Origin of the sequence: Microbacterium sp., assembly GCF_047605725.1 — a bacterium.
Taxonomy (GTDB): Bacteria; Actinomycetota; Actinomycetes; order Actinomycetales; family Microbacteriaceae; genus Microbacterium.
Genome location: NZ_JASGFE010000020.1, coordinates 1 through 12672, shown reverse-complemented (window position 1 = coordinate 12672; position 12672 = coordinate 1). Strand labels below are relative to the sequence as shown.

Genomic DNA, 12672 nt, shown 5'->3' with positions numbered 1-12672 from the left:
GGCTCTGGGGATGCTCCCACCTGAATCATGGGACGACGCATTAGCCTGAGACGACTGCGCCCGACCATCGAGAGAGCCCCATGGACCTGTCCATCATCGTTCCGACCTTCAACGAGGGTCCGAACGTCGTGGAGCTGCTGCGCCGCATCGGCGCACAGTCGGACGGGCGCACGTTCGAGGTGATCTTCGTCGACGACTCGACCGACGACACTCCGCAGATCATCCAGGCCGCCGCCGCGGCATCCGCCTTCCCCGTGCGGCTGATCCACCGCGACTTCCCCGACGCGGGGCTCGGCGGTGCCGTCGTGGAGGGCTTCCGCCTCGCACAGGCACGCTGGTGCCTCGTGATGGACGGTGATCTGCAGCATCCGCCCGAGGACATCGCCCGGCTCCTCCGGCGTGCCGACGCCGGCGACGTCGACATCGTCGTCGCCTCGCGCTACGCGGCGGGGGGCGACTCGCGCGGGCTCGCCGACGCCACCCGCACCGCGGTGTCGCGGCTGTCCACGCTGGTGACCAAGGCGATGTTCCCGCGCAAGCTCGCCGGCTGCTCCGATCCGATGACCGGGTTCTTCCTGCTCGACCGGGACGCCGTGGACCTCGACGCCCTGCGGCCGCGCGGCTTCAAGATCCTCTTGGAGATCCTCGCCCGGCGCCAGCTGCGTGTCGCGGAGGTGCCCTTCGCGTTCGCCGAGCGCCACGCCGGCCGGTCGAAGGCGTCGTTCACCCAGGGGGTGCGCTTCCTGGTCCAGCTCGCGATGCTGAGGTTCGGCCGCATGTCGGCGTTCGCGCTCGTGGGCGGGCTCGGCGCGATCGCCAACCTGCTCATCATGTGGGGGCTGATCCGCTTCGGCGTCGAATACCTGGTCGCGGCCGTCATCGCGAGCGAGGTGACGATCATCGGCAACTTCCTGCTGCTGGAGTACCTCGTCTTCGCCGACATGCGCAGCGAGTCCGGGCTGATGCGCCACCGGTTCCTCAAGTCGTTCGCGTTCAACAACGTCGAGGCGATCGTGCGGCTGCCGGTGATGTCCGTGCTGGTGGAGAGCGCGCACGTGCCGAGCGTCATGGCCGCGGCGCTGACGCTGGTCGCCGCCTTCGTCGTGAGGTTCGTCTTCCACGCGCTCGTCGTCTACGCACCGCGTCGGAGCGCCCCGACCCCGCCCGCGCGCGAGCCGGTGGCGGTCCCCGAGGGCGCAGGCGGACGTACGCTGGACGCATGACCTCCCAGACCCTCACGATGTTCGGCGCCGACTGGTGCCGCGACTGCCGCCGCACGAAGGCCCAGCTCGACGAGTTCGGCGTCGCCTACACGTATGTGGACCTCGAGGCCGACCCCGCGGCGGTGGACGTCGCGCGCGAGATCTCCGGCCGTACCAACATCCCTGTGGTCGTCTACCCCGATGCCACCCACCACGTCGAGCCCTCCAACGCCGACGTCGAGGCGAAACTGCGCGAGCTCGCCCTCATCTGACCGCGCTCGACCGGAGGCGCCGCGCGCATCGTTGCCCGGTGACGCCGGGCGCGCGCTCGGTGGGCGCAACTGGTCGCCGATTGCGTCGACAGCGACCGAATGGGCCAGGTCAGCCGAACCCCGCGCGCACTCGGTGGGCGCGTATGGTCGCTGTCGACGCGAAGAGCGACCAGCTGCGCCAAGTGAACGAGCCGCGCGCGGTGACCTGAGGGTCGAGCCGAGCCTGAGCCGGCGGGGCTAGAGCGCGCTCCCGGCCACCGAGAACGTGTCGCACGCGCCCACGCCCTGCCCGTACCCGGTCGAGAACCAGCGCTGGCGCTGTGCGCTCGACCCGTGCGTCCAGCTCTCCGGGTTCACGACGCCGGACTGCGCCTGGATGTGGTCGTCGCCGACGGTGGCGGCGGCATCCAGTGCATCGCGCAGCTGTGCCTCGGTGGGCTCCTGCAGGAAGGGGACGCCCTGCGCGTCGGTCTGCTGCGACATCGCGGCGACCCAGGCTCCGGCGAGGCAGTCCGCCTGCAGCTCCATGCGCACGCCGTTGCTCGCCGGACCGCTGTCGCCGGTCGGGTAGCGGTCCATGATCCCGGTGAGGCGCTGCACGTGATGCCCGTACTCGTGCGCGACGACGTACAGCTGCGCGAGCGGGCCCGCTTCGGCGCCGAACTGCTGGCGCAGCAGACCGAAGAACGTCGGGTCGATGTACACCGTCTCCTCCGGCGGGCAGTAGAACGGCCCGGTCGCGTTCGACGCGGTGCCGCACGCGGTGGAGGTCTCCCCATCGACGATGACCAGCTGCGGCGCACGGTACCCCTCGAGCGTCTGCTCCCAGAACTGGTCGATCGCAAGAGACGCCGCCGCCAACCGGCAGTCGTCCCGCTCGTTGGCGTCGGCACCGGTCTCGCACTGACCGATCTCGGTCTCGCTGCTGGAGCCCTGCGGCACTCCCGTGCCGCCGCCGAGCAGAGCGGTCAGGTCGGTGCCGGTGAACAGACTCAGCAGGAGCACCACCAGGCCGCCCACGCCGACGGCCCCGCCGCCGGCGATCGCCGCGGTGCGGCCCCGGCGCGTGGCCCTGTTGCCGCTGACGTCGGCGTCGGGGTTGAACGTCATGCGCCCACGGTACCCCGCCGCTCCCGGCCACCGCATCCGCCTCGGCATCCCTGGAATCTGACCCGGATGCAGGTCAGATCGCCGGAATGGGGCTCGACGCGGGCGCTGGAGCGCATCCAGCCTTGGATCGGGCAGGATTCGGTGAGAGCACGGCGCGCGGCGCGGTCTTCCGGGCCCACCGGCGCGTCGGAACGGACCCCGACGGACCGACGGCGCCGGGAATTAGGCTCTGACCTATGGATGCCACGACCTCGCTCCCCGTCGAGGCCGCGCGGATCGGCGCGCCGGCCGCGCGCGACGCCGCGCGCGAGTCGGGGGTGCTCTGAACCGTGGATGCCCTCGCCCCGGTCCTGCTCGGCCTGATCGTCATCGTCCTGTCGGTCCCCCTCGCGCGCCGCATCGGCGTATCCTCGCCGATCCTGCTCGTGGTGATCGGCCTGGGGGTCTCGCTGCTGCCGTTCATGCCGCATGTCGAGGTCGATCCGGAGTGGATCCTCGTCGGCATCCTGCCGCCCCTGCTCTACGCGGCCGCGGTGCGCCTGCCCGCGGTGGAGTTCCGCCGCGACGCGGCGCCGATCGCGGGGCTCGCGATCGCGCTCGTCGTGATCAGCTCGCTCCTGCTGGGCGCCGTGTTCGTCGCGCTCGTGCCCGGGCTGGGCTTTCCCCTCGCGGTCGCGTTCGGGGCGATCCTGAGCCCGACGGATGCCGTGGCCACCTCCATCGTGAAGAAGCTCGGCATCGCGCCCCGGGTAGTCACCATGCTGGAGGGCGAGAGCCTCCTCAACGACGCGACCGCACTGGTGCTGCTGCGCAGCGCCATCGCGACGGTCGCGGCCGGCTTCTCGTTCTGGGGCACCGTCGGCACGTTCGTCTGGGGCGTCGCGAGCGCCGTGGCGATCGGCATGATCGTGGGGCTGGTGAACCTGCGGCTGCGCCGCTGGATCGGCAACGCCGCCGCGAACACCGCGCTGGGCTTCGCGGTGCCCTTCCTGGCCTACCTGCCGACCGAGCACCTCGGCGGCTCGGGACTGGTCGCCGCGGTCGTGGCGGGCATCACGACCGGCCAGGGCGCCACGCGCCGCTTCACCGCCGAGCAGCGCATCTCCGACGAGCTGACCTGGCGCACCGTCGAGCTCACGCTCGAGGGCGCGGTCTTTCTCATCATGGGCCTGGAGCTGCGCGCGATCGTGGCGGCCAACTTCGAGCGCCACGACGGCCCGTGGCTGGCCGTCCTGCTCGCCGCCGGCGCGCTCGTGGTCATCGTCGTCGCGCGCGCGGGCTACGTCGCCCTCCTCGTCTGGCTGCAGAGCCGCCGGTCGTCGCGGCGGGAACGCGTGCACGAGGCGATCGTGAGCGGACGACTGGACGGCATGGCGGACGGTCGGCACGCCGCCACGATGCGCCAGCGCCTCACCCGCATGCTGCACGACCTCAACTACTACGCCGCGTCGCCCCTCACCTGGAAGCACGGGACGGTGATCGTGTGGGCCGGCATGCGCGGGGTCGTCACTCTCGCCGCCGCGCAGACCCTGCCGCGCGACACCCCGGCGCGCGAGCTGCTCATCCTCACCGCCTTCCTGGTCGCGGTCGTAAGCCTGCTGCTGCAGGGCCTGACGCTTCCGGGACTGGTCCGGCGCCTGCGGATCCCGGCATCCGTCGACGCGGACCCCCGCAGTGAGCGCTCGCGACTGGATGCCGAGCTCCAGGGCGCGGCGCTGGCGCGGCTGAGCGACCCCGGCCTCGCGAAGGAGTCCGGCGATCCGTTCGACCCGGCGCTCCTGCATCGGCTGGGCCACCGCATGGCGAAGCCCCCGGAGGAGGATGCCGTGCAGCAGTTCGCCGACGCTCGCGAGCTGCGGATCGTCATGATCGAGGCCATGCGCGACCGGCTCGTCGAGCTGGGCAACGAGGGGTCGTTCTCGTCCGCGGCCCTGCGGCACGCGCTCGCCGAGCTCGATGCGGACCAGATCGGGCTGGAGCTGCGCCGCGACGACCAGTAGCGGTGCACAATAGAACGACGGTCGGCGACAAGGAGGTGTGTTCGTGGACGAGACGACGGCGGCGACGACGGCAGCGCCCTCCCACACCCCGTCCGAGTGCCCGGAGTGCTTCTCCGAGCTGCAGCGCGACCGCGACTGGTGGCAGGCGCGACCCCAGGGTGCCAGGCTCGTGGGCCTGGTCGTCGCGCGCGCCGACATGCCGAGCGTGTTCGAGCAGCGCGAGGCGCTGGCGAGGTTCGGCGTGCCGATCGAGGGCTTCCGCCACCCCGCGCCGGAGACGCTGGAGTCGTGGGAGGAGCGGCTCGGCCGCCTGTTCGGCCGGCTCGGGCCCGGCGACGTGCTCGTCACGGTCAACCTGCACGCCCTCGGCCGCGACACCGACGAGGAGACCCGGACCCTGCGCGAACTGCGCGGCCGCGGCGTCATCGTGAAGGTGCTCGCCCACGGCGGCACGCACCTGCAGGACGCGACGGTCTAGCCGTACTTCTCCTCGACGATCACCACCGTCGCGCGAGGCGACGGACGTCGTCCGCGTCGAGCTCGAGGAGATCCTCGACGCCCTTCCCGCCGACCTGCGCCGCAACCGAGCCCATGACGTAAGCGGCCGACAGCACGAGCGAGGACCGGTCGGGGAAATCTGCAGGCGCCCCCTTCGCCGCGGCGAGCGTAAGGTCCTGGCCGCCCAGATCACGATCCTCAGCGGCGAACGCCGCCACCTCGCGTACATCCTCGGCCACCGCATCGGCGGAATCGTCGTCGACCATCATCCAGATGACGATCTTGTCGTTCCAGGGGGCAGCCGGATGCTGCACCTCGACGAGCGCCCCGTTCAGTCCGGTGGCCTCGACGAGCCGAGCGCTCACGTCGTCCGTGGCCAGCTGTGCACTGCGTCCCGTCATCGTCAGGGCGGTCGCCGCCGCGAGCGCGAGAGCGAGCCCCGGCCGCCGGCTAGCCACGTGCGTCCATCAGGCGCTCAGCGGGTCGGCGACGCCGCCGGCGACGTGTCGGTCGAGACGTCGTCCGCGTCGAAGCACGCGGCGCGCACGATCGCGTCGAAGAAGTCCAGCATGACGTGCGGGATGTCGCCCAGCGGCGTGGCGAGGTTCACGAGCACGACGTTCTTGGTGCCCGGCACCGCCATCCAGTACTCGGCGGAGAGCCGGCGTACCGACGCGCCACCCTCCAGCTCCTGCGGCTCGACCCGATGCAGACGCAGCACGGTGGTCTCGGCATGCGCGATCTCGCGTGCCGTGTCGAGTCCCTCGGCGCCCCGCTGGGCGAGCGCGTCGCGGAAGACGCGCATCACCTCGGTGCCGTCCACCCCGACGGCCGGGCTCATCCGCAGCTCGGCGGGCGCATAGAGGGTCAGCGAGATCGGCGTCGGCAGCCCGGGCTGGACCTCGGTCGCGAGGAACATCGCCTCCGCACCGCCGGAGCGCGCCGTCTCGGCCGCGGTGCGCAGCTCGGCGCGCAGCTGCGCGCGGAGCACGGCGAGGTCGTCGCGCCGCGCGGTGGTATCACGCAGAAAGGTCTCGATGAGCCGCGGACTGTCGGTCGCGCCGAGAAGGACCGGATGCCACGACCCGATGAACCGGAACCGCAGGCGCGGCGCCGCCTCGGTCATCGCTCCCCTCGCGGTCCGTACTTCTGGTCGACGGCTGTGCGGGGTTCGGACGCGGTGCCCCTGCGGTACGGCATCCAAAGTCGGCGCACTCGGTCGCGCCGGCACGCGCCCGCGACCACACGCGCCCAGTGAACGCCGCGAGCTGCCGCGCGGCCGGGTCAGAGGCGCACGACCTCGGTGATGCGTACGACGGCGGTGCCGGCCTCGACGGATGCCGCGAGGTCGACCTCGCCGCGGATGCGCCAGTCGTGGTCTCCGGCCGGGTCGTCGATGGTCTGCTCGACGCGCCACAGGCCCGCGGCATCCGCCGCCGACTCGTCGATGTCCACGAGCCGCGGCGAGCGTGCCGGGCCGCCGGTGAGGATCTCGTCGTGCTCCTCGAAGTACGCGTCGAGGACCGCCGGCCAATCCACGTCGGGGTCGAGCGCCACGAGGTCGTCGTCGCGCTGCAGCGCGGCGAGCTGCACGCGCCGGAACAGCTCGTTGCGCACGAGCACGAGGAACGCGCGGCGGTTGGTGAGCACGGACGGCGGGGCCGGGGGCACCACCGGGGCGGCCGGATCGAGCACGGGGTCGATAAGGCTCTCCCACTCGTCCACGAGGCTGGAATCCACCTGCCGCACGAGCTCGCCGAGCCACTCCACGAGGTCGAGCAGCTCCGGCGTCTGCGCCTCGATCGGCACCGTCTGCCGGATCGCCCGGTACGCGTCGCTCAGGTAGCGCAGCACGAGCCCCTCGCTGCGGGCGAGCTGGTAGAACGAGATCAGCTCGGAGAACGAGAACGCGCGCTCGAACATGTCGCGCACGACCGACTTCGGCGACAGCGCGAAGTCGCGCACCCAGGGCTGGCTCGACGCGAACACCTCGAACGACTGGGCGAGCAGCTCGGCGAGCGGCTGCGGGTAGGTGATGTCCTCCAGCGCGTCCATGCGCTCGTCGTAGTCGAGGCCCTCGCGCTTCATGGCGGCGACCGCCTCGCCGCGGGCGAGGAACTGCTGCTGCGAGAGCACCGGGCGCGGGTCGTCGAGGGTGGCCTCGATGACGCTCACGACATCGAGCGCGTAGTGCCCGGTGCCCGCCGCTCCCGGCCCGTCGGCGGGATCGAGCAGCCCGATCGCGGCGAGCGCGAACGGCGACAGCGGCTGGTTGAGCGCGAAGTTCGGCTGCAGGTCGACCGTGAGCCGCACGTGCCGCCCCGCGCCCGCGGCATCCGCCCCACCCGCGACATCCGCCGCGCCCTTCCCCTCCGCCCCCGCGGCATTTGCCCCACCCGTCCCCTCCGCCGCCGCGGCATCCGCTCCACCCGTCCCCTCCGCCGCCACGAACTTCGGAGAGTTGCGCGAAGTTCGGAGGATTTCGGCCGGATCCTCCGAAGTTGGCGCGGTTCTCCGAACTTCGTGAGCGGATGCCGGGTCCCCGGCCGCCGGGTGAGCGGATGCCGGGTCCCCGGCCGCCGGGACGGCGTCACCGTCCACCACCTCGACGACGCCGGCGGCTTTGAGCGTGCGGTAGATCTCCAGCGCACGCCGCGCGAGCGCGTACTGCCGCGCCCGGGGCTCGTGGTTGTCGAACACGAGCGCGCGGACGTGCGCGAAGGCATCGCCGCCCCGCGCGATGACGTTGATGAGCATCGCGGCGGTGAGCTGCAGCTGCGGCTCGAGCGGCTCGGGCTCGGCGGCCACGAGGCGCTCGAAGCTCGGCTCGCCCCAGTTCACGAAGCCCTGCGGCGCCTTCTTGCGCACGAGCTTGCGGAGCTTCTTCGGGTCGCCGGCCGCCTTCGCGATCGCGGCGGCGTTCTCGATCTCGTGCTCCGGCGCCATCACCACGACGGTGCCGGCGGTGTCGTAGCCGGCGCGGCCCGCCCGCCCGGCGATCTGGTGGAACTCGCGCGCGGTGAGCTGCCGCATCCGCTGCCCGTCGTACTTGGCGAGCCCGGTGATCAGCACCGTGCGGATAGGCACGTTGATGCCGACCCCGAGCGTGTCGGTGCCGCAGATGACGCGCAGCAGGCCTCGCTGGGCGAGCGTCTCGACCAGCCGGCGGTAGCGCGGCAGCATGCCGGCGTGGTGCACGCCGATGCCCGCCCGCACGTACCGCGACAGCGTGCGGCCGAACGCGGTCGTGAAGCGGAAGCCGCCGATCGCCTCGGCGATCTCGTCGCGCTGTGCGCGGCTCACGATGCGGACGCTCGAGAGCGCCTGTGCCCGCTCCATCGCCGCCGCCTGCGAGAAGTGCACGATGTACACCGGCATCCGACCCGTGTCGAGCAGCTCCTGCACGGTCTCGTGCACAGGAGTGCGCGCGTACGAGAAGTGCAGCGGCACGGGCCGTTCCACGCCGGTGATGGATGCCGTCGCCCGCCCGGTCCGGCGGGACAGATCGTCCGCGATGCCGGTCACGTCGCCGAGCGTCGCCGACATGAGCACGAACTGCGCCCGCTCCAGGAGCAGCAGCGGCACCTGCCACGCCCAGCCGCGGTCGGGATCGCCGTAGTAGTGGAACTCGTCCATGACGACCTGGTCCACCTCTGCCGCGGCGCCCTGCCGGAGCGCCAGGTTCGCCAGGATCTCGGCGGTGCAGCACACGATCGGCGCGTCGGGGTTGACCGAGGAGTCGCCGGTGACCATGCCGACGTTCGCGGCGCCGAAGATGTCGACCAACGCGAAGAACTTCTCGCTCACCAGGGCTTTGATCGGCGCGGTGTAGTACGTGCGGCCGCCGCGGGAAAGGCACGCGACGTGTGCGGCGACCGCCACGAGCGACTTGCCGGTGCCGGTCGGGGTCGACAGGATCACGTTCGCGCCCGACACCAGCTCGATCGCGGCCTCGTCCTGGGCCGGGTAGAGCGTCAGCCCCTGGTCGGCGGCCCACGCGACGAACCCGTCGTAGACGGCGTCGGGGTCGGCGCCGGCCGGGACCCGGTCGAGCAGCGACGGCGCGGTCATCCGCCGACGTAGGCGCGCAGGTGCCGCGCGGTGAGCGTCTCGGCGTCCGCGACGAGGTCGTGCGGCGTGCCCTCGAAGACGATGCGCCCGCCGTCGTGACCCGCGCCGGGACCGAGGTCGATGATCCAGTCCGCGTGCGCCATGACCGCCTGGTGGTGCTCGATCACGATGACCGAGTTTCCGGCATCCACGAGGCGGTCCAGCAGCGCCAGCAGGTTGTCGACGTCGGCGAGGTGCAGCCCCGTGGTCGGCTCGTCGAGCACGTAGATCGCGCCCTTCTTCGCCATCGAGATCGCGAGCTTGAGCCGCTGCCGCTCGCCGCCCGAGAGCGTGTTCAGCGACTGGCCGAGGGTCAGATAGCCCAGGCCCACGTCGACCATGCGGGCGAGGGTCGTGTGCGCGGGGCCCTTGGCGATGAACTCGGATGCCTCGGCCGCCGTCATCGCGAGGACCTCGGCGATGTTCTTGCCGTCGAGGGTGTACTCCAGCACCTCGTCGCTGAAGCCGGAGCCCTCGCACAGGTCGCACAGCGTCTCGACCGTCTGGGTGAACCCGAGCGTCGTGATGATGACGCCGAGGCCCTTGCACGCGGGGCAGGCGCCCTCGGAGTTGGCGCTGAACAGTCCCGGCTTGACGCCGTTGGCCTTCGCGAAGGCGGTGCGGACGGCATCCAGCACCCCGGTGTAGGTCGCCGGGCTGGAGCGGCGCGAGCCCTTGATGGGCGACTGGTCGACCACGACGACGTCGTCGAACGAAGGCACGTTGCCGTGGATGAGCGACGACTTGCCGGATCCGGCGACACCGGTGACGACGGTGAGGATGCCGAGGGGGATGTCGACGTCGACGTCCTTCAGGTTGTGCTGGGTCGCGCCGCGGATCGGCAGCGACGCCTTCGCGGTGCGCGTGGCGGGCTTGAGCTGCGCGCGGTGGTCGAAGAAGCGCCCGGTGATGGTGTCGGAGGCGCGCAGGCCCGCGACGTCGCCCTGGAACATGACCTCGCCGCCCGCGCGGCCCGCGCCGGGACCGAGGTCGACGACGTGGTCGGCGATCTCGATGACCTCGGGCTTGTGCTCGACGACGAGGACCGTGTTGCCCTTGTCGCGCAGCAGCTGCAGCAGGGCGTTCATGCGCTGGATGTCGTGCGGGTGCAGGCCCGCGGTCGGCTCGTCGAACACGTAGGTGACGTCGGTCAGGGCAGAACCCAGGTGCCGGATCATCTTGATGCGCTGCGCCTCGCCGCCCGACAGCGTGCCGGAGGCGCGTTCCAGCGAGAGGTAGCCGAGGCCGATGTCGAGGAAGGAGGCGACCGTGTCGCGCAGGCCGGTCATGAGGGGTGCGACGCTGGGGTCGTCGACCGTCTCGAGCCAGGCGGCGAGGTCGGTGAGCTGCATCGCCGCGGCATCCGCGATGCTGACGCCGCCGATCGTGGACGACCGGGCGCCCTCGTTGAGGCGCGTGCCCTTGCATTCCGGGCACGGCATGAACTTCACGGCGCGGTCGACGAACGCGCGGATGTGCGGCTGCAGCGCGTCGCGATCCTTCTGCAGCATCGACTTGGTGATCTTGGGGACGAGCCCCTCGTAGGTCATGTTGATGTTCTGGATCTTGACTTTCGTCGGCTCCTTGTAGAGGAAGTCGGCGAGCTCCTGCTCGGTGTAGTCCTTGATGGGCTTGGCCGGGTCCATGAAGCCCGACTCGGTGAACCCGCGCACCATCCAGCCGTCGGCGTTGTAGCCGGGGATCGTGATGGCGCCCTCCTGCAGCGACTTGGTGCGGTCGAACAGCTCGTCGAGGTCGACATCGCTGACCTGGCCCAGCCCCTCGCAGCGCGGGCACATGCCGCCGGTGATCTGGAACGACCGGCGCTCCTTGACCTTCTTGCCGCCCTTCTCGAACGTGACGGCGCCCGCGCCCGACACGGAGGGGACGTTGAACGAGAACGCCTGCGGCGACCCGACGTGCGGACTGCCGATGCGGCTGAACAGCAGGCGGAGCATCGCTTGCACGTCGGTGGCGGTGCCGACGGTGGAGCGCGCGTTGGCGCCCATGCGCTCCTGGTCGACGACGATTGCGGGGCTGACGTTCTCGAGCGCGTCGATGTCGGGGCGGTTCAGCTGTCCCATGAACTGCTGCACGAAGGTGGGGTAGGTCTCGTTGATGAGCCGCTGCGACTCGTTGGCGATCGTGGCGAACACGAGCGAGGACTTCCCCGAGCCGCTCACGCCGGTGAACACGGTCAGGCGGCGCTTGGGGATCTCGAGGTCGACGTTCTTGAGGTTGTTCTCGCGCGCGCCGACGACGCGGATGACGTTGTGGCTGTCGGCGACGTGCACGGCGGTGTCAGGCATGAGGTCCAGTCTGCCCTGCCCTTCCGACGTGGCGCTTCTTCGATCCTGACCGGATGCCGTGGTCTCAGCGTCCGACGAGGCGGCTGCCGGCGATGCAGACTCGATGCAGCGCGCCGACAACCATCTTGAACGTCGATGCGAGCATGTGGCTAGGTGTTCTATGCAGCAGTTCGCCATGCGGGTCGGTCGGGTGGCGGGTCCCAAAGCCAGCGGAGCGAGGATTTCGACCGCAAGGGGATGGGGTCGAGGTTCATGCCCGGCGGGGCATGCAACAGGAACCCGCCGCCGACGCCCCGGGGCATCGGTTCGATCCGCCATCCGGTGTTGTGCAGGTGAAGGTGGTGGAACCTGCACAGCAGGACCCCGGACGCGCAGTCTGTGGCACCGCCCTCGGCCCAGTGCTCGGCGTGGTGGGCTTCGCAGTAGGCGGGTGGGCGGTCGCAGCCGGGCCAGAGGCATCCGCCGTCCCGGATCGCCATCACCAGCTTCTGCTTCGGCGAGAACAGGCGGGCCTCCCTGCCGAGGTCCAGTGGGGTGCCGTGCGTATCCACGGTGACCTCGACAGACCCGGTGACGCACAACGCGCGTTCCAGTACCGATCCGGGGATGGTGAGGGTGCCGTCGTCGGACTGTGCTGTCGCCACGAGTCGCCCAAGCGCGTCCCGGTGCGCTGCCTCGCTGGCGAGGAGCCTTCCGAACGCGTCCCGGTGCACGGTGTCTCCGGTGACCGTGTCGGTGAGGGTGACGAGGCGTACCCCGGCTTCCTTGGTCCCGTACACGTCCTTCGTGTCGGCGAGGGCACCGGCGCGGAGGACGTCGAAGAACAGGTCGTACGCGAGCTGATCGTTCGACCTCGGGTCGCCCGCGAGGTCTTCCGCTTGTTTCTTCTCGTCCGCGGCAACGAACCGAGGCCCTCCGCGACGGGGCGACAGGCCGGTGTCCATCAGGTTCCGGAACCAGTGGCCGCCCTCGTCGTCGAACACGATGTGCGCGGCCGGGAGCCCGTCCGCCGTGGTGGACCACCGGAACGACCGCTTCTGGAACCTCGCCGCATAGCGCTCTTCGGCTCCGGCCGGGTCCAGCATGTCCCGCAGCACCCTCGCCCTCGACCCGAGTTCCTCGACCGTGCACAGGGGTGCCTCGGTGGCGAGCTCCCGGGCGGCGCCCCGCC

At 71.2% G+C, this 12672-nt stretch carries 10 protein-coding genes; 4 read left to right on the top strand and 6 right to left on the bottom strand.

The window, feature by feature from the left end; genetic code table 11:
- Nucleotides 1-80 precede the first annotated feature (80 nt).
- Together QM641_RS06105 and QM641_RS06100 are read left to right on the top strand one after the other, a co-directional pair.
- On the top strand, nucleotides 81-1223 hold the full coding sequence (locus QM641_RS06105; protein ID WP_415114505.1) for a glycosyltransferase: 1143 nt from the start codon (nucleotides 81-83) through the stop codon (nucleotides 1221-1223).
- Nucleotides 1220-1474, top strand: coding sequence for a glutaredoxin family protein (locus tag QM641_RS06100; protein ID WP_415114503.1), 255 nt, complete (start codon nucleotides 1220-1222; stop codon nucleotides 1472-1474). The genes QM641_RS06105 and QM641_RS06100 overlap by 4 nt, the downstream gene beginning before the upstream one ends.
- A 237-nt stretch (nucleotides 1475-1711) precedes the next feature.
- On the opposite strand, the gene QM641_RS06095 is transcribed toward QM641_RS06100, so the two are convergent.
- Nucleotides 1712-2584 carry a neutral zinc metallopeptidase gene (locus QM641_RS06095; protein ID WP_415114501.1) on the bottom strand — a complete coding sequence of 291 codons (873 nt, stop codon included), beginning with the start codon at nucleotides 2582-2584 and terminating at the stop codon, nucleotides 1712-1714.
- Between the two features lie 329 nt (nucleotides 2585-2913).
- Between QM641_RS06095 and QM641_RS06090 the strand changes: the two genes are divergently transcribed.
- Nucleotides 2914-4584, top strand: a complete 1671-nt coding sequence (locus QM641_RS06090; protein WP_415114499.1) for a cation:proton antiporter — start codon at nucleotides 2914-2916, stop codon at nucleotides 4582-4584.
- Nucleotides 4585-4627: 43 nt separating this feature from the next.
- Complete coding sequence (locus QM641_RS06085) at nucleotides 4628-5062, top strand: dehydrogenase (protein ID WP_415114497.1); 435 nt, start codon at nucleotides 4628-4630, stop codon at nucleotides 5060-5062.
- A gap of 19 nt (nucleotides 5063-5081) precedes the next feature.
- On the opposite strand, the gene QM641_RS06080 is transcribed toward QM641_RS06085, so the two are convergent.
- The 5 genes from QM641_RS06080 to QM641_RS06060 all read right to left on the bottom strand — a co-directional run.
- Nucleotides 5082-5540, bottom strand: coding sequence for a hypothetical protein (locus tag QM641_RS06080; RefSeq protein WP_415114495.1), 459 nt, complete (start codon nucleotides 5538-5540; stop codon nucleotides 5082-5084).
- A gap of 17 nt (nucleotides 5541-5557) precedes the next feature.
- On the bottom strand, nucleotides 5558-6208 hold the full coding sequence (locus QM641_RS06075) for a hypothetical protein (RefSeq protein ID WP_415114493.1): 651 nt from the start codon (nucleotides 6206-6208) through the stop codon (nucleotides 5558-5560).
- A gap of 158 nt (nucleotides 6209-6366) precedes the next feature.
- Nucleotides 6367-9153 carry a DEAD/DEAH box helicase gene (locus tag QM641_RS06070; RefSeq protein WP_415114491.1) on the bottom strand — a complete coding sequence of 929 codons (2787 nt, stop codon included), beginning with the start codon at nucleotides 9151-9153 and terminating at the stop codon, nucleotides 6367-6369.
- Nucleotides 9150-11501 carry an ATP-binding cassette domain-containing protein gene (locus QM641_RS06065; RefSeq protein ID WP_415114489.1) on the bottom strand — a complete coding sequence of 784 codons (2352 nt, stop codon included), beginning with the start codon at nucleotides 11499-11501 and terminating at the stop codon, nucleotides 9150-9152. Before QM641_RS06065 ends, QM641_RS06070 begins: the two co-directional genes overlap by 4 nt.
- Before the next feature lie 158 nt (nucleotides 11502-11659).
- Nucleotides 11660-12672: DUF222 domain-containing protein (locus QM641_RS06060; RefSeq protein WP_415114487.1), on the bottom strand; the 1013-nt coding region annotated here is incomplete at its 5' end.

Coding starts and splice junctions, on each gene's coding strand:
- QM641_RS06105 (WP_415114505.1), top strand. CDS start 81: ATGGACCTGTCCATCATCGTTCCGACCTTCAACGAGGGTCCGAACGTC.
- QM641_RS06100 (WP_415114503.1), top strand. CDS start 1,220: ATGACCTCCCAGACCCTCACGATGTTCGGCGCCGACTGGTGCCGCGAC.
- QM641_RS06095 (WP_415114501.1), bottom strand. CDS start 2,584: ATGACGTTCAACCCCGACGCCGACGTCAGCGGCAACAGGGCCACGCGC.
- QM641_RS06075 (WP_415114493.1), bottom strand. CDS start 6,208: ATGACCGAGGCGGCGCCGCGCCTGCGGTTCCGGTTCATCGGGTCGTGG.
- QM641_RS06070 (WP_415114491.1), bottom strand. CDS start 9,153: ATGACCGCGCCGTCGCTGCTCGACCGGGTCCCGGCCGGCGCCGACCCC.
- QM641_RS06065 (WP_415114489.1), bottom strand. CDS start 11,501: ATGCCTGACACCGCCGTGCACGTCGCCGACAGCCACAACGTCATCCGC.